General features: G+C 37.5%; 18 protein-coding genes. 11 read left to right on the top strand and 7 right to left on the bottom strand.

Annotated elements, in window-relative coordinates:
• Positions 1-19 precede the first annotated feature (19 nt).
• The 3 genes from ACQ2HF_RS06290 to murI all read left to right on the top strand — a co-directional run bounded on the left by ACQ2HF_RS06290 (position 20) and on the right by murI (position 2,291).
• Positions 20-880 (top strand): OmpH family outer membrane protein, encoded by an 861-nt coding sequence (locus ACQ2HF_RS06290; RefSeq protein ID WP_432412677.1) that lies wholly within the window; start codon positions 20-22, stop codon positions 878-880.
• A gap of 38 nt (positions 881-918) precedes the next feature.
• A complete protein-coding gene (locus ACQ2HF_RS06285; protein ID WP_432412676.1) occupies positions 919-1,428 on the top strand; it encodes an OmpH family outer membrane protein in 510 nt (169 codons plus the stop codon).
• Between the two features lie 71 nt (positions 1,429-1,499).
• On the top strand, positions 1,500-2,291 hold the full coding sequence (murI, locus tag ACQ2HF_RS06280; RefSeq protein ID WP_432412675.1) for a glutamate racemase: 792 nt from the start codon (positions 1,500-1,502) through the stop codon (positions 2,289-2,291).
• A gap of 117 nt (positions 2,292-2,408) precedes the next feature.
• Here murI and ACQ2HF_RS06275 read toward each other — a convergent pair whose 3' ends face one another.
• Both ACQ2HF_RS06275 and ACQ2HF_RS06270 read right to left on the bottom strand, forming a co-directional pair.
• Positions 2,409-3,140, bottom strand: coding sequence for a LytR/AlgR family response regulator transcription factor (locus ACQ2HF_RS06275; protein ID WP_432412674.1), 732 nt, complete (start codon positions 3,138-3,140; stop codon positions 2,409-2,411).
• A 69-nt stretch (positions 3,141-3,209) separates the two neighbouring features.
• Complete coding sequence (locus ACQ2HF_RS06270; RefSeq protein WP_432412673.1) at positions 3,210-5,405, bottom strand: histidine kinase; 2,196 nt, start codon at positions 5,403-5,405, stop codon at positions 3,210-3,212.
• A gap of 203 nt (positions 5,406-5,608) precedes the next feature.
• Here ACQ2HF_RS06270 and ACQ2HF_RS06265 point away from each other — a divergent pair, with 203 nt between their 5' ends.
• Positions 5,609-6,763: a vWA domain-containing protein gene (locus ACQ2HF_RS06265; protein ID WP_432412672.1), complete on the top strand. Its 1,155-nt coding sequence runs from the start codon at positions 5,609-5,611 to the stop codon at positions 6,761-6,763.
• 65 nt (positions 6,764-6,828) lie between these two features.
• Here ACQ2HF_RS06265 and ACQ2HF_RS06260 read toward each other — a convergent pair whose 3' ends face one another.
• A complete protein-coding gene (locus ACQ2HF_RS06260; protein ID WP_432412671.1) occupies positions 6,829-7,857 on the bottom strand; it encodes a PorP/SprF family type IX secretion system membrane protein in 1,029 nt (342 codons plus the stop codon).
• Between the two features lie 7 nt (positions 7,858-7,864).
• Entirely contained in the window at positions 7,865-14,182 is a 6,318-nt protein-coding gene (locus tag ACQ2HF_RS06255; RefSeq protein ID WP_432412670.1) for a T9SS type B sorting domain-containing protein, read from the bottom strand.
• Positions 14,183-14,256: 74 nt separating this feature from the next.
• Between ACQ2HF_RS06255 and ACQ2HF_RS06250 the strand changes: the two genes are divergently transcribed.
• From ACQ2HF_RS06250 to ACQ2HF_RS06225, 6 genes are all read left to right on the top strand, one after another.
• A complete protein-coding gene (locus ACQ2HF_RS06250; protein ID WP_432412669.1) occupies positions 14,257-15,162 on the top strand; it encodes a NifU family protein in 906 nt (301 codons plus the stop codon).
• Positions 15,163-15,275: 113 nt separating this feature from the next.
• The gene (locus tag ACQ2HF_RS06245; protein ID WP_432412668.1) at positions 15,276-15,476 is read left to right on the top strand and encodes a dodecin family protein; all 201 of its coding nucleotides are present in this window, start codon (positions 15,276-15,278) and stop codon (positions 15,474-15,476) included.
• A 142-nt stretch (positions 15,477-15,618) separates the two neighbouring features.
• Entirely contained in the window at positions 15,619-17,661 is a 2,043-nt protein-coding gene (locus ACQ2HF_RS06240; protein ID WP_432412667.1) for a thioredoxin domain-containing protein, read from the top strand.
• Between the two features lie 3 nt (positions 17,662-17,664).
• Positions 17,665-18,513, top strand: coding sequence for a mechanosensitive ion channel family protein (locus ACQ2HF_RS06235; protein WP_432412666.1), 849 nt, complete (start codon positions 17,665-17,667; stop codon positions 18,511-18,513).
• A gap of 231 nt (positions 18,514-18,744) precedes the next feature.
• Positions 18,745-19,431: a hypothetical protein gene (locus tag ACQ2HF_RS06230; protein ID WP_432412665.1), complete on the top strand. Its 687-nt coding sequence runs from the start codon at positions 18,745-18,747 to the stop codon at positions 19,429-19,431.
• A 5-nt stretch (positions 19,432-19,436) separates the two neighbouring features.
• Positions 19,437-20,159, top strand: coding sequence for a hypothetical protein (locus tag ACQ2HF_RS06225; protein ID WP_432412664.1), 723 nt, complete (start codon positions 19,437-19,439; stop codon positions 20,157-20,159).
• A 50-nt stretch (positions 20,160-20,209) separates the two neighbouring features.
• Here ACQ2HF_RS06225 and ACQ2HF_RS06220 read toward each other — a convergent pair whose 3' ends face one another.
• Positions 20,210-21,907, bottom strand: coding sequence for a helix-turn-helix domain-containing protein (locus ACQ2HF_RS06220; protein ID WP_432412663.1), 1,698 nt, complete (start codon positions 21,905-21,907; stop codon positions 20,210-20,212).
• Between the two features lie 291 nt (positions 21,908-22,198).
• Here ACQ2HF_RS06220 and ACQ2HF_RS06215 point away from each other — a divergent pair, with 291 nt between their 5' ends.
• Positions 22,199-22,927: a hypothetical protein gene (locus ACQ2HF_RS06215; RefSeq protein ID WP_432412662.1), complete on the top strand. Its 729-nt coding sequence runs from the start codon at positions 22,199-22,201 to the stop codon at positions 22,925-22,927.
• Positions 22,928-22,931: 4 nt separating this feature from the next.
• On the opposite strand, the gene tsaB is transcribed toward ACQ2HF_RS06215, so the two are convergent.
• Both tsaB and ACQ2HF_RS06205 read right to left on the bottom strand, forming a co-directional pair.
• Positions 22,932-23,585, bottom strand: a complete 654-nt coding sequence (gene tsaB / locus ACQ2HF_RS06210; protein WP_432412661.1) for a tRNA (adenosine(37)-N6)-threonylcarbamoyltransferase complex dimerization subunit type 1 TsaB — start codon at positions 23,583-23,585, stop codon at positions 22,932-22,934.
• Entirely contained in the window at positions 23,585-24,871 is a 1,287-nt protein-coding gene (locus tag ACQ2HF_RS06205) for an efflux RND transporter periplasmic adaptor subunit (protein WP_432412660.1), read from the bottom strand. Before ACQ2HF_RS06205 ends, tsaB begins: the two co-directional genes overlap by 1 nt.
• Positions 24,872-24,931 lie beyond the last annotated feature (60 nt).

The raw sequence follows: 24,931 nt of genomic DNA, 5'->3' as shown, positions 1-24,931 counted from the left end.
TAAACCACAACCAACAATTATGAAAACACTAAAATTACTTGCAATCTCATTAGCGTTTTTAAGCATCTCTTTTACAGCAGATGCCCAAAGAGGCGTCCGTATAGGCTACATAGACATGGAATACATCCTAGAAAGTGTGCCAGAATATCAGGAGGCAGCAACGCAACTAGACGGTAAAGTACAACGATGGAAAGCAGACATTCAAAAAAAGAGTCAAGAAATTGACCAAATGAAATTGAATCTTGCCAATGAACGTGTACTCCTTACCAAAGAGCTTATTGAAGAACGGGAGGAAGAAGTTAAAATTAAGGAAGACGAAATGATTAAGTACCAACAGGATCGTTTTGGACCTAATGGAGACCTTATCATTCAACGCAGACAACTGGTGCAACCCATACAAGATCAAGTATTCAATATTGTTCAGGAAATTGCTGAAGCAAAAAAATATGACTTTATTTTTGACAAATCGGCAGATGTTGTAATGCTTTTTGCTGCAAAACGAAATGATATTAGCGAAACAGTACTAAGAAGTATTAACCGTAATAACAAACGTAAAGAAGTTACCACTCGTAGAGAGAAAAAAGAAGTTGAACAACGGGAAAGCTTAAGTGACGAAGAAGATGCAGTAGTAACGGAACGTGAAAAAATAGTAGAAGACAAAAAGAATGACCGTGAAGCTGCTATGGCAGATCGTAAGAGAGTAAGAGACTCAATTCGTGATGTTAAGAAAGCTGAGTTCCAAAAAAGAAGAGACAGTCTCTTAGACGTTCGTCAAAGACGTAAGGATTCTATAGTCAATGCTAGAAATGGTGGTAACTCCGGAGTGCCTCCCAGTGGTGATGACGGCGATGACGACGACGGCGGAAATAAAAAAAAATAATACCTTTATCTAAATAACACTTAATAAATTAAACTAAAATGAAACGATTAAAAGTAATAGCAATTGTAGTAGTACTATTTGTAGCAGGAACTAGCCTTACCAATGCGCAGTCCAAAATAGCTCACATTAATACTCAAGATTTGGTAGAAGCAATGCCAGAAATGAAAGCAGCTCAAGGTCAATTGGAAAAATTAAAGAAAACCTACGACACGCAGTTGAAAGACATGTATAAGGAACTTGAAACTTTGGCAAAAAAGTATGACTCGGAAGCTGGTACAAAAACAGATGAAGAGAATTCAAAGCGAGTACAGGAAGTACAGGGAATGCAAGGAAACATTCAGGCATTTAACCAACAGGCTATGCAGGACCTTCAGAAAAAAGAAGTTGATATCCTACAACCAATCTTAGACAAAGCACGTCTAGCTATCCAAAAAGTTGCTAAAGCACAAGGTTTCCAATATGTTTTGGATGCGACTCCAGGAGGTGGAATTTTACTAGCAGATGGTAAAGACCTTATTGCAGATGTAAAAAAGGAATTAGGAATCTAACTTCTTCTTTTTTAAAAAATATGAAAGCTCGTCCTTGTGATGGGCTTTTTTGTTTTTACTATCTTTAAGCAATGAAAAAAGACGCTCCCATAGGTATTTTTGACTCTGGTGTAGGTGGTTCTTCTATTTGGAAAGAAATACATCAATTGCTTCCAAATGAAAATACCATCTATCTGGCCGACAGTGCTAATGCACCCTACGGAAATAGATCCGAAGCTAATATTGTGGAGCTAAGTATTAAAAATACCGAAGCACTTGTTGCTATGGGATGCAAAATAATAGTAGTTGCCTGTAATACAGCCACAACGAATGCTATTGACCTGCTTCGCAAAAAATTTAAAATTCCTATTATTGGTATTGAACCAGCCATTAAACCTGCTGCATTAGGGACGCATTCTAAAAGCATTGGTATTTTAGCCACTAAGGGCACCTTAAGTAGTGCCTTGTTCCATAAAACTTCTGAAGCTTTTACAAAGGATATTTCCGTAGTAGAAATTGTAGGCGAGGGATTAGTTACTTTAATAGAAAATGGCGCCATAGAAAGCTTAGAATTACGCAAATTATTAATTAAGTATACCGCTCCTATGCTTGTTGCCAATATAGATTATCTGGTATTGGGATGTAGTCACTATCCATATTTAATTCCGCAATTAAAAGAAATTCTTCCCGACACGGTAACAATTATAGATTCTGGAGAAGCTGTAGCAAGACAAACTAAGATCATGCTACAAGAGATCGATTTGCTTTCAGAAGAAAAAAAGGCACCAACACTTCAGTTTTTCACAAATGCTGAAACCAGCACGCTTGAATTTTTGCTGAAAGAATTTCAAGGGAAAATAGCTATTCAAAAAAAAGAATTTTAATGAGCGAAATCATGTCGACCTTAGGAAACATCACACACCTAGCTAATCCTAAAATTAAATGTAGTGAACCTAACTCGAATATGATCCCTCGTCGTTCTTCCATCCTATTGACTGCAACTAGCTAAAAAACGCCAATAAATCTTTCTTTTTGGAAGGACTTACCATGATTTCTTTACCGCTAGAAAGCACAACACTTCCTCCTTTTCCCTTTTTATACTCAGTGATGGCGTTCACGTTCACCAAATAACTTTTATGTACTCGGGCAAAACCATTTTCTTTTAGAGCATCCTCAAAATATTTTAGCGTTTTACTCACCAATTTTTTTTTGTTTCCCAGATAAATATTGGTGTAGTTATCGTCTGCCTGGCAGTAGAGAATGTCCTCTACTTGCAAAACTTCAAATCCGTTTTGCACCGGAATGGTTATTTTACCGGTTACGTGTGTAATTTTAGGTTGTAACACAGCATTTTGAAGTGCGTTTTCCTTTGTTTTAATCTCGTGTACATAATCTACTGCATCAATTAATGTATCTATATCTATCGGTTTCAGTAAATAATACGACGCGTGCGCATTAAGGGCGTCAATTGCATAATGGTTATAAGCAGTTACAAAAACGGTCTCAAAAGATCTATCTCCTACTCTATCCAACAAATCGAAAGCGTTTCCGTAGGGCATTTCTACGTCAAGAAAAACCATATCTAATTCATGAGTACGAATGAGCACCAAAGCTTCATCCACATTGGCTGCCTCTCCCAGCACTTCAACTTTGGGACAGTATTTTGCGAGATAATTCTTTAAGATATCCCTGCTGGTTTCTTCGTCTTCAACTATGATGGTACGTAGGTTCATACTCTGTGTTATTTATGGTTTATTGTTTGTGGCTCCACCTCCCGTCTGGGGAGGCCGGGTGGGGATATTTTAATCTTTTTTCAGCGTTAAGACAACTTGAGTGCCTTCTTCGTTTTCAGAAACATTGTGTATGGCCACAGCTACTTTGTCTTTATGCATCTCGTTTAAGATGGTAATTCTTTTCTGAATATTTCCCATGCCTTTACTCTTCTGTTTCTTCTGGTTTTCAGTTTTTAGCAGTTTAGATTTCGTGCGTCCTATACCGTCATCGGTTATGGTGATAATAACCGTTTCAGGATTTAATTGCTTAAAATGAATGGTTAAAGCACCTTTTTCTTCTTTATATCGAAGTCCATGCCAGACGGCGTTTTCAACATAAGGCTGCAATAACATAGGTGGAATCACAAACTCTGAAAGCTGCAAATTTTCATCTACCGTAATCGCATAGTCAAATTTATCCTTAAACCGGAAATGCTCTAACTTTACATACAGTTCCAGCAATTCAATTTCTTTGCGCAACGGAATAAAATCCTCATCACTATTTTCCAACACATTGCGCATTAATTGTGAGAATTCACTCAAATATTTATTGGCTGCACGCTCATCGCTCATGGCAATAAAACTATTCACCGAATTTAACGCATTGAATATAAAATGCGGATTCATTTGTGTGCGCAACGATTTTAAGGCCAGCACATTATTTGCGTACCGTTGTTGTTTTACGCTCTTGTATTGTGCGTAGGCAGCAAATAGCAACAGCAGCGCAACGAGCACCAAAGACGCGATGACCCACTGCTGGACACGGTTATTTTTTTGAATGAGATTTTGGTTTTCGAAAGCCAGTTTGTATCGGCTTTCATTGAGTTCACGCTCGTTCTCTAAACTGGTAATCCGGTTTTGCTTTAGCGCAATTTCTTTGTTAAACCGAGTAGCCTGAGATAATTCCTGTTCTTTTTTAACATAGAGTTCGTCTAAAACAGCCACATAGCGTTCATAATTTTCGGCGGCTTTACTGAAATTCCCTATTCCTTTATAAACTTCAGATAGTTTACGGGTAGCGTCTTTCTCTACCACCAGGTCTTCTTTAGATTCGGCTTCAGAAATACTTTTCTCCAAATACGGAATTGCTTCGTTATACCTGTCCTGAGAAATATATGCATTGGCAGTATAGTAATTTTGCCGCTGCGGTGTTAATGGGCTGTTTTGCACTTCTTCGGTTACCGCTTCGGAATCGTCGATATCTTTTAACTCATTTAGAATTTCATTTCGCAGCTTAATTTCTTTGTCAAAATTTCGGTTTCGGTTATAAAAATCGGCCACCTTATTTTTTTCCTCTACGGCTCGTTTTGGATTTTCTTTTTGAGCGAGGTTAAGGGAGTTATCAAAATACTGGGCTGCTTCTTCCGAGGCTCCGCTTATAGAATACACTTCGGCAATTTTAGAGTTTAGGTCGGTTATCTTGGGAGTGATACGATGCGCATTTGCCACATCCAATCCTTTTTGATAATTAAAAACACTCTTCACATGGTCGTTAATAGCTTTATACGCATCCCCCAAACCTTCATACACAGTTACTTTTTGATAGTTGCTTAAGGAAGCTTTCAGCAATTCTTTGTTCAGCGAAAGGCTCTCCTGGTAGTTACTATTCATCCTAAAAGCATGTGCCAGTTTTATACGTCCATCTAAGGTTTCAACTTCTGAAATACTACGCTTATAATTATCAATGGCTAGATCGGGCTGTTTCCAGAAAAGGTTTATATCACCCAAGGTTTCAAAGGCAATAGCATTTTGTTTTTTTGTTACGGAAGTACCCCGATACGGCTGCAATGCTTTCGTAACATATCCAATACTCTTTCCAGCATCTTTTTTAAGAAATACCTTAGCCGAATCTATATACACTGAAAACAAATCCTTCTTAGAACTACTCGAAACCACAGGTTCATGTATTGCGCCCTCTTCAGCTTTTTGAACCTTAATGGTAATTTTTTGGGAATCCTTAATGGTATAATACACCGTTTTGAAGGCATCACTTTTAATACTTAATTCGTCTCCAATTTCTACCGAAATAGAGAATTCACCATTCCCATTCGTGGTTGTATATGCGCCATTATTTGTTTCTACATTTACCCTTGCAATGGGTTTATTGGTTTCGTCTTCAACCACAACACCTTTAAGCACAAAGGAGTCTTTTGAAGTTTTACGCACCTGTGCATATCCCGTACCCAGGATTAGAAACATAAAAATAGATAGCAATACGGTTCTCATACTTATTTTGAAAGTGTAAACATACATATTGTGATACACTTTTTAAAGTTACAATTTTATGATGTATAAAATAGAAGGAGTAGTTTTAGTGGTTTCCCTAACACAACTGTCTTTTTCACGCAATCAAAGGGTGCTTTCCCTCATCGCTAGTTGTACAAGAATTAAGTTGAAAGTAGGTTTGGTATGTCTTAAAATAAAGAAACATGAAAACAATACACACCCTATTCGCACTGGCTCTTGTACTGGGAATAACCGCTTGCAAGGCCGAGACCGAAACGAACAAAACAGCTGTAGCAATTGCTGAGGCGACAGCTACCGTTTCAAAAAAACATACTATTAAAGTAGCCTTATTGTTAGACACCAGCAATAGTATGGACGGCCTTATTGATCAAGCAAAAGCTCAATTGTGGGAAATCGTGAACGAACTGTCGCAAGCACGTTCTAACCAAGAACGCCCAAACTTGGAAATTGCACTCTACGAATATGGCAATGATGGCCTAAGTGAGGGAAAAGGATTTATAAGAAAAATTATCTCGTTTACAGACGATTTAGATACAATTTCAAAAGAATTATTTTCACTGACCACGAATGGTGGCAGCGAATACTGCGGAACTGTAATAAAGGCTTCTTTAGACGATTTGGAATGGGGTAAAAATGAGGATGATCTCAAAATGATTTTTATAGCAGGGAACGAATCTTTTACCCAGGGAAAAATACATTATAAAGATGCGGCTGCAGATGCTAAAGAAAAAGGCATTGTAGTAAATACTATCTTTTGCGGGAATTTTAAACAGGGCGTAGATTCCAATTGGGAAGATGGCGCTATATTGACGTATGGCGATTATATGGCCATAGATCATAACCAGCACACCGTACACGTTGCCTCGCCTTATGACGATTTAATTTTACAACTTAATATTCAGCTAAACCAAACGTATGTTCCTTATGGAACATACGGTAGAAATAAAATTGCCTTACAAGAGGAGCAAGATGATAATGCTGTATCGTATAGTAAAGCAAATGCCGTAAGCCGGACTATATCCAAAGGCTCTCATTTGTATAAAAACGAAACGTGGGATCTTGTAGATGCTGAAAAAGAGAAAGATTTTGACTATTCCAAGCTTAAAAAAGAAGAGCTGCCAGACAACCTAAAAGGAAAAACTACAGCCCAGATAAAAAGCTATGTTGAAAAACAAGGCAATGAGCGTGCCCGTATTCAGGATGAAATAGCGACCCTAACTACCAAAAGACGCAATTACATAACTAAAAATAAAGGAGAAAATAGCAATGCCTTAGAAAGCGCAATGATCCAAGTTTTAAAGAAACAGGCAAAACGAAAAAACTATACCTGGCAGTAACATACGTACTACTGTTTGCTCAAGAAGTATAGTACTTAAAAACCCCCAAATTGGGGGTTTTCATTTTATTTAGTGTTGGGTCTTAGCATACCATTATACTGCATATCCTGCGACCATGTTCGTCCAATATTCCCTTCAAAGATATTATAACCTAGCGTTATTTGGTGATAGCCGCCATTTTGAAATCGCACACTTCCCGTCTGGAAAGAGTAGGTATATGCAACTATAAATTTCTTGTAATTTATCCCTAATACAGGTGTAAAATACTGAAGTTTTTGATTTGTAATTTCTTGTCCGTCTATAAATTCGGCACCGTCAAAACTTCTTCGGTAAGACAAGCCTCCCCAAATTCGTGCGAAGTCTAATTCTCTATATACTTTTGCATTAACATCTATAGTCTGTTCTCCTGTGCGTTCTTTCCATTGAAATAGGAATGACGGCTCATACGCCCAAAGACCTTTAGAGGGTACTATAAAATAGGCAGAAGTAAGATTATAGGATCGTTGATTGTTAGGTTCAAATTGCTCTGAATTCAATTTTCTATTTCGAAATAAAAGATTCTTCACCGTAAAGTGGCTTGAAAAATTACCTAAGTTATAGGAAACCCCTGTATCTATATTTATATAAGAACTACTTTGTACAATCCCAGCAATTATTGGATCGAAATCGTTTGGATCAAATTGAGTTTCATCTAGTTGAGACTGAATAATTCCCGCACTCAATCCAAAAGAAAGCTGATTTAACTCTGAACTCCTCCTAGAAAATGAGAGATGGTGCGCATACGTCAAAAATCCTCCCGTTTGAGAGTGAAAACCGTTTTTATCATTAAAGATAATAGCACCAATTCCCGAACTCTCACTAAGCCTTGTATTAAAACTTAAGGTTTGGACATTAGGAGCATCGTCTTGATCAAACCATTGTTGTCGTGCCGTTAATCTCAATTTACCATAATCTGCTCCTCCAGCCATAGATGGATGTAACAAGTAAAGATTGTCAGCAAAATAATCTGAATATACGGGTATCCCATCTTGAGCATAGATAAAAGGGGATGCCAATAATGCAAGTAATAGATATGTTTTAGTAAGCTGCTTCATAGTAATGCTATCGTTTTAGAGTAAAATGTCCCCTAAATTCTTTTTGGGTTTCGTCTTCTGTGTAGTCCACTCTGAACCAGTAATCGCTTGATGGCAATGGGTTTCCATTATAAGTACCATCCCATCCTTCTCCAAGGGGACTGATTTGCTTAAGTAGTTTCCCGTGACGATCAAATATATAAATTTTTGCCGCTGGATCAGCATCGGCAATACCAATGATATTCCAGGTGTCGTTCCAACCATCTTGGTTAGGGGTCATAAATCTAGGATAATCTACTATCCCAATTTCTACAACGGCACTTCCACATCCATTGCTATCCTGAACGGTGATGGTATGGCCACCAGGAGGTACATTTCTAAACACATTCTCTGTCTGGAATGGTCCATCATCCAACTGGAATACATATTCGCCATCTCCCGTAGTAGCAACCTCTATGATATGTTCGCCCGCAAAGGCTCCGTTCACAATATTCGCATCTACACTTGTAGGTGGAGAGCTTTGGATTACCGTCGTGGTATACGTCTGCATACAACCCGAGGTACGTTCTGTAACCGTTATCGTATACACACCTGCTTGTACTGCTAATATAGAAGGTCCTACTTCTCCAATGAGCACCGTACCGTTAAGTTCCCATACAAATATATACTTATCTGGAGATAGCCCCGTATCCAGTACTGGTGGCGACGGGCCTCCAAACTCTGCCTCTATAGGAAAGCCATCGGCATCCACACACAACCTGTACTCTTCCTCAAGGGTTAAAACGGGCAGTTGTTCTACCTTTAAAATCACTTCTGCGGTCGCAAAACATTCATTATCTATTGCGCTATTCTCTACACGGGCATAAATTATCTGAGGGTTTACCAAATTGGTATATACACTTCCCAAAGGATCGATACCTGCTTCTGCATTGGCCAAGGTTTCGTGGTAGGTTAGTATAAATTCACCTCCTGGGTCGTTGCCTGCCAATATTTCATTACGCAGTAACTGTGCCTGTGAAGTTGGATCTGCATCTTCTAAGGTAAAGTCTGCTATCCCATCGTTAGGATCTGTATTGTCACAAATAGTGTAGGGCTCCACTGGAGTGTTGGCAATAGCACCATCGTCCACACGTATCAAAAAGCTCTGCATAGTAATATAACACATAGTCTCCTTATTTTCTATCCCTACGAATATGGTCTGTGGATTCATATTGGGGAGATTCATATATCTCTCTGGATTCGGAATAGGTAACCGATCTTGTGCAGCTACAAAAGTTTCATAATAGGTCACCTCGAAAAGTTCAGGATTCTGTGTTCCCAGGATCTCTTCTTTCTTGCTGGTAAGGTTGAACTCTGCACGACCTGTATTAGGGTATTGGCATTCCACCAATGGTGTAACCTCGGCACTAGCATCTGGTGCTGGATTCACTATAAGCTCCAGCTCAACAATCTCAAAACACATATCCACACTTGTGTCATTGGTAACACGCACATATATTATTTGAGGGTTGGTCGTGTTGGGATAGTCTGTAGTATTCAGAATCATGTTCTCTTGTAACACTGCGTCTGCGTAAGTTTCGTAGTATTCCAATAACCAACTAGCGCCATTCTGTATTTGCGCAGCGCTGTCCGTAAGGTTGAATATAGACAGCCCGTCCATAGGGTTTTCATCCTGATCACATACTATTAATGCATCTGGAACACCTGGTACTGGATTAGGAATTACCCGAAGTTCCATCCTTGTAAAGGCACTACAGTCTGTTCCTACATTATCCACTCTCACGAATATGATCTGTGGATTGCTAGTGTTGGTATAAGCCGTTGCAGGATCTATTGGGTTAATGCCATCTTCTGCATCCTGTTCACTAACATAATAATTCACATTTACACCGGGAGTGGATGGGCCCGTAATCTCTTCATTCTTCTCCGTAAGATCGAACACCGTCATCCCATCATTGAGTTCACCCAAATCGTCGCACTTGGTAAAAGGGACTGGCAGGATTGCTACTGGGGGTTCACGTACTATAATTTCAAACTCACCAATAGAGGCACACAAGTTATCATTAGTATTGCCAGCTACACGTACATAGATGGTTTGCGGATTGTCTATGTTACGATATTCTGTAGGCATCGAAATGGCATTAGTACCATTTAGTGCCTCAGTTTCTAATACGTGATAGCTTACCGTGAAAATTAATGGATCCAAACCATTTAATATCACTTCTTCTCTTTCGGTAAGATCGAATAGGGTCGTCCCGCCTTCCTCACAGGCTATAATTGGTTCTATTGTTAAGGGTAGTTGTGGGGTAGGAAGTACGATAAGGTCTAACTCCACCACTTTAAAACATAAATTGTCATTGGGTGCCATACTGAAAGTAGCTCGCGCATATACCGTCTGTCTATCTAAAGTAATATTTCGGTAAGGGCTCACAAGTGCAAATGTTCCATTCTCTGCATCTAATCGTGTTTCGTAATAGGTAACGGTAATGCCAGCACCTCCATTGGCGATCTCTGCATCCTTGGTTATTAGGTTAAAATCTGCAACCCCATCATTGTCTACATCGCACACCTCTAATGGGGTAGGATCCACGACATTTGGGATACTCTCCACACGCAGTTCCAACACCAAACCGTTAGGCGCTCCTACTTCTTCACAATTAGAAGCCGACTCCCCTCGAATATAAATATCCTGAGGATTCTCTGTATTACTGAACGTTGTTGGATTTGTAATGGCATTAGTTCCCGCCTGTGCATCTAAAACGTTTAAATAAAAACTCACAGATATCGTTGGATCACCACCCGTAATCTCCCCTATCCTAGTGGTAAGGTCGAATTCTTCTGTCTGGTCCCCAGGATTATTTACGTCACATTTTGTATACGGCAAGGGCTCGTTAAGCGTAGGTGGAAGGTTTACAATTAATAAAAGTTCTGTTTGTGCTTCACATGTCTCGTCAGAATCTCGAACCGTGATATAAATGGTCTGAGGGTTCCTTATATTAGAATAGGCGGTTGGGTTCGTTATGGCATTGGTAAGGGCAGCATCTACAAAATAGGTTATATCATAAGGTCCGCCTGTAAGGCCAGACAAGATCTGTGGTACTGCATCGGTTAGGTTAAAGATAACTTCACCATCGCCATCATCATCACATTCCTCCAAAGGATCCGGGTTGGATATCTGTGGGGTCTCTTCCACAATAAGTTCCAAGGTAGTAGTGCTATAACAGCCTGTAGCAATATTCGTCAAACGAACGTACAGTATTTGGGGGTTTCTAATATTTTCATAGGGACTCGTTAATGGGTTTACATTATTTTGAGCATCTACTAATAATTCGTGATAGCTCACCTCCAGGTTCCCTGCAGGATTACCATTTACAACCTGGTCGTCGGCATCGGTAAGAATAAACTCTCCAAAACCGTCATTATCATCGTCACAGAACACCAAAGGATCTGGCTGGAATATCTCTGGACGCTCCACAATTATAAGTTCCATATCAAATACTCCGTAACAACCACGGGTGTTACTCTCTACACGTACCCAAATCACCTCACCGGAACTTGTATAAGGAATAGATAAAAAAGCAGTTGCGTCCATCGCATCCTGTTCTGTAGGGTGGTAGGTAACGCTCAAATCTCTATTGCGATTCACAATGGCAGCGTTCTGGGTATTTAAATCGAAATCTTCTACTCCATCTCCATTATCATCGCACTGCTCAAACTGAGGAACCTCAACAAATTCTGGAACTGTATCCACAACCAGATCAAACATGCCTACCGTGAAACAATCGGCAACATTCTCAACACGAACCCAGATAGTCTCCCCTCCACTATTATACATAGTAGGATTAGCAATAAAAGGAGTACCAGCAATAGCATCGGCTCTGTTGTTATGATAACTGAAGGTAAGGTTTACCAACGTATTGGCTATTTCATCTTCTTTGCTCGTTAAATCGAATTCTTCCACTCCGTCCTGATCATTATCGCAAAGAACGTAATCCGTAATACGATTTGTAATGGTTGGACTCTCATTTACCTGAAGATCTAATTCAATAACGTTGAAGCAATCAATACTATTTATATTATCGGCTCTTGCATAAATGGTCTGGATAAATATGTTTGTATTTACAAACATTGTGGGGTTTCGTATTCGGTTTACTCCATTTTGCGCATCATTAGGATCTATATAATAGGATACTACTGCTTCAGGATTTGAACCTGTAATCTCATCATCTTTGGTAGTTAAATCAAATGCAGCAAAACCATCATTGGGAGCTTCGTCACAAACTTCTAACACTGTGGGTTGTGTTAACACGGGTGCAGCGAAGAATTCTATTTGAAAACTACTGGTAGCACCACAACTTCCTGGTGGACTGTCATTATTTGCAACACGAACAAAGATAGTTTCAGGTGATGTGGTTACATTGTATGGATTGAGAAGTGCATTGGTACCATTCGTTGCATCCAATTGTGTTGGATGATAGCTTACTGAAAAATCAAAAATGCTTTGACCATTTAATGCTTCAGCATTTTTCAAAGCTCTTAAATCCACTACTACGCTTCCATCAGAGTTAGGATCGCAGAGGTCAGTAATATTTGTCATGGGACCAGCGGTCACCATGTCGAACTGTATAAAAAATTCATCGGTAGCCGAACATGTTCCCGACAATTCTTCAACTCTAACGAATATTGGCTGTAGGGGCAATGTAGTTATTTGATATGCAGGGGCTGTAATAATTCGATTCGCTCCTGTATTTGCATCATCCTGATTTAAATGATACGTAACATTAAAATCTGCTGGGTCTTGACCACCTAATACAATTGGATCGTTCTGGGTTAGGTCAAAAAATCCTGTGTCGCCATTTGCGTTACACTGAAATAAATCGATAGCTGGATTTTCAATTACAGGTTGTACATTAAAAAACACGTCAACACTATCTATTGCAGTACAAAGCCCTTGTGTGACAACGGCTCTATAGGTACCATTTACAGTAACATCCAGGGTAGGGTCATTCTCACCCACAATAAGAACACCATTAAAATACCACTCAAAAGAAAATGCAGGATCAACAACACCGGTATCCAGCGTCACTGTTAAACCTATACAACTATCTATATCATCCCCTAAAAACTGAATAGTTTCATTTAAATCTACAGGCAGAATAAATTCATTGTTGTCTTCGTTGGTTTCGGCAACAATTCCTGTTCCGTTTCCAACATCGTCCACTACGGCTTTTAAATCGAATACGGGTGGCGTTGCAACCGGCAGGTTTAAAGTAATAACGCCACTTTCAGAACCATCTATAGGAATATCGCCAACGGTTAAAGATTGTCCCACTAAAGCATTATTTACATAAAAAGCGATTGGGGTATTCGCAGGCAATAACGCAGTACTATTTACATTGTACACCGTATAATTAACATTAATATCACGGTTTTGGCATAGCACACCAAGATTGTCTATTACGATAGTTGCATCCGGTATTTCTGAGTTTACACTGGTGATCAGGTTATTCACCATCACAAAATCCTGACTAGACGTAAGTGCAATATTAATACTAGTATCCCCTGGCATAACAATCCCTTCTAGATCATAAACATCTAGGTCCATATTATATAATTGGATGGATCCAGTATAACTATTGGTTCCATTGAAGGCATTATCAACAGGGTTCAGAGCATTACTTATTAACACTCCATTAATTCTAAGAGACTCATTAATAGGGTTTGGCAAGTCTCCTTCCCATGCTAAAAAACCAATTTTTGCTAATTCATCACTTGAGGCATCTATATTGCTCAACGTAATCTCTAACAGAGGATTGGTTCCAGAAACAAACTCCAAACCATCAAACAGGCTTATTTGGTTAAGGAGTAGTGAAGGGTCTTCATAAATAACATACATCGCCCAGCCTCCAAAATCGGTGCCATTATTACACGCATTAGAAGCTGCAAGATCTATTTGCATATCAGAAAATGTATATTGGCCACTTCCCGTTAAGGATACAACATTTGTTACATCGGCATAGCCACCAAAATATTCAGTACCTACTCCTGATATAAGACTGAAAGTTCTACTAGCAGTAACAGCAATATTGTTTAGGCGTACGTTAAAATCGCCAGGACCGGGTGCAGACCAGTATAAATGTGCTGAAACAAGGCTCTGTGTAGGAAGAAGGATTAAATCGGCCGAGCTACTGTCAAGCAACTGGCAAGGGTTTGCCGAAGGGTTCAAAGTGTTGCCAAGTCCAGTAAAATCGTATCTTCCATTAAACTGTTGAAACAGATCAACCTGTTGTGAAAGCATTAAATTTGAAGTAAGGAGCAGTAAGGATAGAAGTAATAATTTTTTCATAAAAAATCCTGTTAAGTGTCAAATATATCGATTACGACGGTTTTGTTTCATAGTTTTGCAAAAAAAAGTAAATAATGTCGCAATTTAACATTTCTACGCAACCAACAAACAACAAAGACATATTAAAATTTGTTGCCAATAGCTTCTTGACCAGAAACAATAGTTACGAATTTAAAAATATAGATGAAGCTAAGCCAAGTCCTTTAGCACAGGAATTATTTCACCTACCTTTTGTAAAAACAGTTTATATTTCTCAAAATTTTATTGCTATTGAAAAATATACTATTGTGAGTTGGGATGCTGTACAGGAAGATGTTTCAGAAGCTATCGCCATGTATTTAAATAGTGGTAAAGAAGTGATTACAGATGCAACCTCGGTTAAAAAAGTACCCGTCACCGTTTATGCTGAAAGCACCCCAAACCCTACAGTTGTGAAATTTGTTGCCAACAAGCCTTTGGTAGATGGCATCTTCGAATTTAAAAATATAGACGACGCAATCCAAGCGCCTCTTGCGACGGCTTTGTTTGGTTTTCCGTTTGTAAAAGAAGTATTTATTAGTGCCAACTATGTTTCTATTATGAAATACAACGTAGTAGAATGGCAGGACATTACGATGGAACTTAGAGAATTTATTACAAATTATATTGCTGAAGGCAAGGTGGTTCTAAATGATGCTATTCTTCAGCAAAAAACGCAACAAAGTTCTGCTTCAACAAAAATAACGGCAAAAGAATTAAGCGATTTTGACAAAGAGATTGTAGCCATACTAGACGAATACGTAAAACCAGCTGTGGCTAGTGACGGTGGTCATATTGCCTTCGACTCCTTTAATGAAGACACTAAAACGGTAAAAGTAATCTTACAAGGTGCTTGTAGTGGTTGCCCCTCTTCTACTGTAACTTTAAAAAATGGTATTGAAACCATGCTTAAAGACATGCTTCAAGGCAGAGTGTTAGCTGTAGAAGCTGTAAATGGATAGTTTCTATAGAATTCATTCACATTAAAAACTTGAATTAAAGTATTAACTTAATTTTCAGAAAAACAGCCTGGCTTTATTGTACCTTAAATTTCTAACTTAAAAAAACAGAAATAATGGCAATTTTAAAAGTAATTGAAGTAATGGCAAATAGCACCGACAGTTTTGAGGACGCTATAAGAAACGCCGTAAAACACGCTGGGAAAAGCGTAAAAAATATACGTTCGGCATATGTTCGCGAACAAAGTGTGATTGTTAATGGAGACAATGTAACAGAGTTTCGCGTGAATGTGAAAATTTCATTTGAAGTACAATAACATTGTAAACCTTTAAAAAATACGCTCTTGAAGGTTCCAAAAGCGTATTTTTGCTTTTAAATTTTCTAAGATGTTTAAGTACGCTTCCATTCTTCTACTATTACTCACCTTCGTCTCCTGCAACTCTTCAAAAAAAGAATCTGTGACCACTCCTAAATATACAAACGCATTAGCTACTGAAACCAGCCCCTACCTTTTACAACATGCTCACAATCCTGTAAACTGGAATCCCTGGAATGAAGAGGTGCTCCAAAAAGCAAAGAAAGAAAATAAGTTAATTATTGTAAGTATTGGCTACGCAGCTTGTCACTGGTGTCATGTTATGGAAAAGGAAAGTTTTGAAGACTCTACCGTTGCTGCTGTTATGAATCAAAACTTTATAAATATTAAAGTAGACCGAGAAGAAAGACCAGATATTGACCAGGTATATATTAATGCCGTACAATTAATGACGGGAAGTGCCGGCTGGCCTCTTAACGTAATTATTCTCCCCGATGGCAGACCTGTTTGGGGCGGAACTTATTTTAAGAAAAATGATTGGATTGCTAGTATTGAACAAATTCAAGAACTTTATAAAACCGATCCTGAAAAATTAATAACCTATGCAACACGTCTAGAAGAAGGTATTAAAAGTATGGATTTGATAGAACGCAATACAGACGATGCGGTCATTACAAACTTTAATGCTTCGGCTGCTCTGGATAGTTTAAAAGTATCCTTCGACCTTCCTTATGGAGGCACTAAGGGAGCCCCTAAGTTTATGATGCCCAATAATTTGGAGTATTTACTTAGAAAAGGAGTACGCACAAATGACAAAGCGCTCATTTCTCACGTAACTAACACTCTGGATAAAATGGCTTATGGCGGCCTGTATGACGCTATTGGCGGTGGTTTTGCAAGATATAGTGTGGATGAAAAATGGCATGTTCCTCATTTTGAAAAAATGCTGTATGATAATGCCCAGTTGGTGAGCCTCTATAGCAAAGCGTATATTTTAACTAAAAATCCTTTATATAAAGATGTGGTTACTGAAACGCTTACTTATATAGAAAGAGAGATGACTTCGGAAGAAGGAACTTTTTACTCATCCCTGGATGCCGACAGTACCACTGAAAATGGAGTACTTGAAGAAGGTGCTTTTTATACGTACACAAAGGAAGAATTACAACAAATCCTCTCTACAGATTTTAAACTTTTTGCTTCCTATTATAATGTGAATGCGTTTGGAAAATGGGAAAATCGTTATGTCCTTATAAGGACTAAAAACGATAGTATTATTGCGAATGAGCATAATATTTCTGTTTCTCAATTACAAGAAAAGAAAGATACCTGGCGTACTACATTAGTAGCATATCGCAACAAACGTCCTAAACCAAGGCTGGACGATAAAACACTTACCTCCTGGAATGCTCTTATGATAAAAGGATATGTAGATGCGTATAAAGCATTTTCAAAAAAGACATATCTGGAGGCAGCGTTAAAAAATGCTACTTTCATTAAAAATAAACAACTAAAAAGTGACCAAGGACTGTATCATAGCTATAAGGATGGCAAAAGTACCATTAATGGCTATTTAGAAGATTATGCAGCAGTAATAGAAGCCTACATTGCCCTCTATGAAGTAACTATGGACGAGCAATGGCTGGATCTGTCTAAACAATTGGCAGACTATAGCTTTACACATTTTTATACTGAAGAAAAAGGGATGTTTTACTTTACATCCAACAAAGACACAAAATTGGTAACGCGCACTATAGAGTATCGGGATAACGTAATCTCCTCTTCCAACTCTATCATGGCAAAAAACCTGTTTAAGCTTGCGCACTATTTTGATGCTCCTCTCTTCCGTAGCACGAGCGATCAAATGCTAAAAAACGTATTACCAGACGCAACAAAATATCCTGGTGTTTTTTCAAATTGGCTCGATCTTTTGGAAAACCATCAGTTTAACTATTATGAGATTGTAATCTCCGGAAAGAATGCTTCAGAAAAATTAGTAGAATTAAACCAACACTACCTTCCAAATGCTTTAATAGCAGCTTCAGAAAAAGAAAGTGACAGCTACCTTTTGGAAGGAAGATTTCCCGAAGAGGAAACATTCATTTATGTATGTGTAAACAACGCATGCCGCCTACCCGTAAAAACGGTTGAAAAAGCTTTAGAAACTCTTAAAATTTCAGAATAAAATATGAACACATTTGAAAATGCAGAAGATATCTTAAATAAGTATGGTCAAAAACTCATTGACTATCTCCCAAACATAGTTTTAGCAATTGTCCTCCTTATTTTTGGGCTTTGGATTATAAAATTTATTAACCGTGTAGTCGCGAAGTTTTTTTTGAAAAAAGACTACGATGTAACCTTAGAAAAATTTATAGAGAGTTTAATTAACTGGGGACTTAAAATTGTCCTCTTTGTCGTGGTTATTACGCAATTAGGGGTAGAGTCTGCTTCGTTAATTACAATTATTGGTGCTGCAGGTTTGGCCATTGGGCTTGCCTTGCAAGGTTCTTTGGCAAATTTTGCTGGAGGCGTGCTTATATTATTTTTAAAACCCTTTAAAGTTGGTGATTTTATTGCAGCGCAGGGAATTGAAGGCACCGTGAAGGAAATTTCAATTTTTAATACCAAACTCAACACTTGGGGGAATCAATTAGCGATTCTACCCAATGGGAAACTTAGCAACGAAAATATTATAAATTATACAGAAGAAGAACTGCGAAGAGAAAATTTAACCTTTGGAATAAGTTATAGTTGTGATGTGAAGCTTGCTAAAGAGATTTTAATGAAGTTGGTGAATGAACAAGAAACAGTATTACAAATTGAGGGAAAAATGCCTCAAATAGTTGTGGTTGCCCTTGCAGATAGCTCTGTAAATATCTCAGTAAGGTATTGGGCCAATATTGCAGATTTCTGGAATCTTCGTTTTCATATTTTGGAAGAAGGAAAATCCCGTTTAGAGGCTGCAGGAATCGTAATTCCATTTCCACAGCGTGATGTACACATCTTTGGCCAAGCAGAGACAACTGTTAAATAATCAATCTGAATGAATTTTTAACCTGCATTTAACAATAAATATTGTTCTGTGACTTTAGTTTTGCGTTTCTGTCAAGATATTTGAATCTTCAAGACCTGCCAAAAGTCGTCATTTATAAAATCAGACTAGCTTTTGGCATTTTTATTGCAACACAGTTGCTGAACTTGAACTTAGTCAATACTTTTGAAACATCTTTTCAGAGTAAAAAAATTTTAAACTTAAATTTTCAACATGAAAAACCTTTTTACCGTTCTTAGCTTAGTATTCATTTTTAATGCAACAGCTCAAAAAGGAGTAGACACTCCTTCTACTAATGATTATCTAACCAATAAAAGCATTAGCATTAATACCGATATTACCCGCTCAGGGACACCATATGCCGAAGAAAACTTTAAATCTGGAAATATTTATAAAAACGGAAGTGTCGTAGCCAGCAATGTAGCGTTGCGATATAATGTTTTAAGAGATGAGCTAGAAGTAAAATCAAGTATGTCTATGGCAGATGCACAAGCAAAGGTTTTAAAGAGAGATGCAGATATTTACGTACGTATTTTAAACGACGTGTATGTATATATGAAACCCACAACCGACGATGTAAAGAGCGGCTATTTCAAAGTTTTACACGAGGGTGAAAAGTATCATTTGTATGAAAAGCTTACAAAAGAGTTTATTGAAGGTAAAAAAGCTATTAACAGCGTAGCACAGGACGTACCTCCTACTTATAAAGGTGATGAAGAATTGTATTTAGTTCCTGTAAATGGAGCACCTATTGAGCTGTCTGGTTCAAGAAATAGAAAATTAAAATCTTTTCCTTCGCACAACAAGCAATTAAAAAAATACGTAAAAGAAAATAAATTAAACATCAACAAAGATTACAGTTTGGAAAAACTGGTGGCATATTACAATACCCTAAAATAAATATTATGAAACAGAACTCAATTTTTACACTACTAGCAGTTTTATTTTTCAGTGGAAGCATGATTGCTCAAACTGGTTATGACAACAGAAGATTTACTAGTGGCCTTTTTCAAGTAGACGAATTTATTAAACGAGAAAACAAAGATGTTGATTTCTTAGACACAAGTAGTTATACAGGAACTCCTTACAATCACCCTAGTTACTTATTAGGGAATGTTTACGAAGGCAAAGAGTTACTGGCAAACGATATTGCCCTACGCTATAATGCAGTGGCAGATGAGATGGAAATAAAAGAATCTCTTGCTTCCCCAGATACAGAAGCGAAAGTACTTACTAAGTCTCCTGAAATTTTTGTGAAGATTATGAAAGACATCTATATTTTCGCTCCTTATAAAGGTGGCGTTGAAGGTGGTGGCTATTTTCAGGTTCTTTATGAAGGCAACGGTGTAGATCTTTACAAGAAAATGAAAAAAGATTTTAAGCCTGAGAGAAAAGCAACTAGTTCTATTACTACAGATACTCCGGCAAAATTTACTGATGACATTACCTACTATTTAGCTACTAAAGACGGTAAGTTTTACGAAATGCCAAGCTCTAGAAATAAGAAACTAAAGGTATTTGGCAGTAAAAAGGATGAAATAAAAGAGTACGTTAAAGACAACGCATTGGATTTAAATAATGAAAAAGATCTTTTGAAAGCCGTTAAACGTTATGATGGAAAAATGTAGATAAAACTGCAACCATAGAAAAAAGCGGAACACTGTATGTTCCGCTTTTTTTATGTCTTATTTTGTTCTAATTGCTTAATATAGTAGGAAGGATAAATACCATTTTTCTTATAAAAAGCCTTTGAAAAAGACTCCGCACTTTTAAAACCGCATTCTGCAGCGATAGCTTTTATGGTATATTTTCTAAAAACCGAATTAGTCTTAAGTTCATTAAATGAATAGTGAACTCTAAGCTCGTTTATGTAGGTTGAAAAGTTCTTACCCTTTTTAAGGTTAATCACCTTAGACAGGTATGTAGAATTAGTATTACAAGCTTTAGCAAGGGCCGTAAGTTTAACTTTACTAGAAAGAAATTGTTTTTCACGCTCAAAAACTTCTAGTTGCTTCATAATATCGGCCACAATTTCTTCTGAAATATCTAAGACTTGCGATGTAGTTTCAGCTTCGCTGGTATTTGGAACTTCCAGCTTCATTTCAGCTTCTTCTTGCTGCTCCATTAGCTTTTGAAACCGTTTTTTAAAGAGCCGCTGCCTTCTTATATAATACAACAATACTAGCAGGCTTATTATCAATACTCCTCCTATACCCCAAACAGTTTTTCGCGAGGCAGCATTTGTTTTTTCCAATTGGATAATAAGCTCATTTTTTTCTTCTAACAGCAACGGTATTTCGTATTCTTCGGCTATTTTACTTTTTACATTTACACGCTTTGCATCAATTTTCTTTACTACATCTACCAGCTTTTGCATATATAGAAGTTGTGTTTGCTGGTCGCCGTTCGCCTTATAATATCCTACCAGTTTATCATACACTTCAGGTAATTCAGGGTACAGGACTTTTTTGGCTGCATATATAGAATCTACTTTTTTAAAATAATGTATACCTAAGGCTGTATTATTTTCGGCCATATAAACGGTTCCCATATAATAATTGTACTGGGTTTCGTAACTATTAATAAAATACTCTTTGTAGATATGGGCTTTCTGCAAACTATCTCTTGCTGCACGGTACTTTCCTTTTACAGCCAGTGCATTTCCACTTTTAGAAACAAATGCGTGATAGGTGATTGTATCTTTATTTTTGAGCGCTTCTACAATCCCTTTTTGGTAGTATACCAACGCAGAGTCTGGTTTGCGTAAGCGCACAAAGCAATTACCAATACCTTCAAGGGATGCAAGATAATTTTCTGCAAATAGTTCAGATTTTTTATTCTGAAAAAGCAGTTCTCTTGTTACCAACTCAGTTTCTAAGGCTTTTTCATAATCACCCCATAATTCGTTTACCCCGTTTATTTGGTGTAGGGCCGTTATTTGCTGGTCTACATTCTTTTTCTTTTTGGCGTATTGGTATGCCGTGACAGCATTTTGAAGACTTTCTTCATACTTTTCCGATATGTATAAATAATAGGATTTAAACAAATATCCCGTAGCTGGAAAATTGGCATGGGTGCTGTTTTTAGACAATGCAATAGTAGTATCTAAATAAGCAACCGCTTCTTTAATCTCTGACACAAAAGCCATACGTTGGTATCCACGAGCCATTTTTGTACTATCGATATCCGCTTTGGCTTTTAGTATGTATGCTTTTGCTATTGCTTTCGCATTTAAGGTGTCCCTAACAGTTTCATCGAACAAATCGATAAGATCCTCATAAGAATTTTGCTGAAGCCTCTGTACATCCATAGTCTGAGCACCAGCACTATAGGTGCTGAAAATAAACAAAAAAACAAAACTAATTCTATGAAACATAGGGCTGTGTACTCGTTTTATAGTACTTATAAGAATCTATTAGTAGCTTATAATACTTAAGAATAAAGGTACTTTTTTATAACGCAGGGCAAAAGAAAATCATCCACCTCTACTTCATTATAAGTGTAACACATTATTTTTCAGCATATTAAATAGCACTTTGTAAGTCGTAATTTATAAAAGTCGTGATACTTCATACATTTAAAGGGTATATATTTTGTTGAAAAGAAATGAGTCGCTTATTTTTACTTCAACCAGCTACAACTACATGTATTAATCTGAATTTCAGTTATGAAAAAATGCATTATTATATTTATTCTATTTTCTATAGGAAGTAGCGGTTTAGAGGCGCAGGAAACCCAAACCCGTAGGTTTATAAATGGTATTTACCAATTAGACGAGTTTATTAAAAGACAAGATAAATTTGTAGACTATAAAGACACCGCAAGCTATAACGGAACGCCTTACAACAATCCTTCTTTCTTACCGGGAAATGTATACCAAAATAAAAAGCTAATGGCCAGTAATGTTGCATTACGTTACAATGCAGTTGCAGATGAAATAGAAATAAAGGAATATTTAGAAACTCCAATTAGCAAAGCAAAACCACTTCCAAAATCTCCTGATATTTTTGTAAAAATCGTGGATGCTATCTTTGTTTTTGTCCCCTATCTCGGGCGTATAGAAGATGGTGGGTATTTTCAGGTTTTGTACGAAGGTGATAAAATTGATATCTTTAAAAAACTGAATAAGAAATTTTACCCTGCAAAACCTGCAAAAACGTCCATTACAAGAAATATTCTGGCAAAATTTGAAGATAGACCGGTATATTATTTAGTTGCCAAAAATGGTAAGTTTTATGAATTACCCAGCGCTAGGAGTAAAAAATTAAAAGTATTTGGGAAATATCAGGAAGTAATTAAAAAGTTTGTAGCAAAAAACAAACTTAACCTCAACAATGAAGAGGATCTTATAGATACTATTATTTATTTCAATTCTTTAGAAAACATAGAGTTGTAATACCCTATCCCATTTTAAAATCTTTTAAATAATAGGGTTCAAAATAAGCTACATCTTCAAAAAGTTTATCCGTATATTTTTTCTCTGCCAAAACCGCCATTTGCTTTGCTGAAGGAAGTGCATCTGTTATAAATTCGGCATTGGGATGTTGGCATAAAGTTTTAAATTTTTCAACACCATTTCCTATAAAAACAACTTTTCCTGCTTGAAGATATTCAGCAAAAGAAGTTTCATTTAAAATTTCAGCACGGGTCTTACGAATTTCTTTTTCTTCTGCATACACCGCAGCATACACTTCCATCCGTCTAGCATCCAACATAGGTACTACTGTTGCTGCACTGTTAACTTGGGAAGCAAGCACTGCTAAGGTAGGAATAGAAATTAATGGAATCTCTAGCGCATAACAGAGACCTTTTACTGCTGAAACCCCTATACGGAGCCCTGTATAACTTCCAGGCCCTTTACTCACAGCAATCGCATCCAGATTAGCTTTGTCCAGCTTTACTTCTGCCAAAATTTCTTCTATAAATACATGCAATTGTTCTGCATGGCTATAATTTTTATCGGAATCTTCCCTAAAAGCAATAACGCTTCCATTTACCGAAAGCGCTACTGAACAATTTGTTGTGGCTGTTTCTATACAAAGCACTACTGCCATTATTCTTTCTCTTCTTTTTTGGCGTCCTTTTTCTCTTGCATCAAAGTAATTTTATCACCTGGATCCAACGTTTTAGTCACCGTGTTATAAGGTCCTGTAATTACTTCGTCACCTTCCTCAAGACCGCTTAAAATTTCGATATTGGTATCGTTTTGAATTCCTGTTGTCACGACTCGCAATTTGGCCTCATCACCAACTTTTACAAAGACACACTCAAATTTTTCGTCTAATCCTGTAGTTGGAGCTTTTCTATTTGCTTTTTTCTTTCCAGTAGTGTCGGTTTTTATAACAATAGCACTAATGGGAACTCCTACTATATTTTTACGCTTGTTTGTAATAATATCCACCGTTGCTGTCATACCCGGACGGAATGGCGAATAACTTTCTGGCTTTCCATTTGTTAAATCTTTATAAGACTCTGGTAAGATTCGCACCTTTACCTTAAAGTTGGTAACCTGGTCTGCCGTCAAGGTACTTTGTGCCGAATTAGCAATTTCGGTCACAATCCCTTTAAACTCTCTTTTTAAGTAGGCATCTACTTCAACAATAGTACTATCGCCAACGGCTACTTTTACAATATCATTTTCATTTACATCTACCTCAACCTCCATATTGCTTAGGTTGGCTACTCTCAATATTTCGGTACCCGCCATTTGTGCAGTTCCTACCACACGTTCTCCCAATTCTGCGGCTAAAAGCGAAATTGTTCCGCTCATAGGTGCATAAATACTTGTTCTGGATAAATTATCGCGAGACTGCTTTACGTTTGCCGCAGCACTCTGTACGCTGTAGTAAACAGATTGTACGTTTGCCTGAGCACCTTCGTACTCTGCAATAGACTGATCCCACTGCGATTTTGAAATCACTCCTTTATCAAAAAGCGCTTTGTTTCTTTCGTAATTTGCTTTACTATTTTTTAGAGAAGCTTCAGCTTGATTTAATTGTGCACGCACATTTTGTAATCCAGCTTGAGACTGGCTCACGGCAGCTTGAATTAAATCTGGATTTACGCGTACCAGTAAATCTCCTTTTTCTACCTGCTGGCCTTCTTTAATAGGAAGTTCAATAATTTCTCCTGAAACTTCAGACGAAATTTTAACCTCTATTTCTGGCTGTATTTTCCCTGTTGCTGCAACGGTTTCGGTAATATCTATGGGTTCAATTTTGGAAATCTCTACTTCCGTCATATTGCCACCTTTACCAAAAAGCCCCATTTTTTTACCTGCAACTAGTGTTATAACTAGCACAACGGCAATAACAGTAATCCAAATGATTGTTTTTTTCATCCTTATAAAATATTTGATACATAAGAAGATGGAATGCCTAAACTATGCATCTTCATTTGG

It is taken from the genome of Rasiella sp. SM2506, from assembly GCF_050859505.1.
GTDB lineage: Bacteria > Bacteroidota > Bacteroidia > Flavobacteriales > Flavobacteriaceae > Marinirhabdus.
This window is presented reverse-complemented; position numbering and strand designations above follow the sequence as displayed.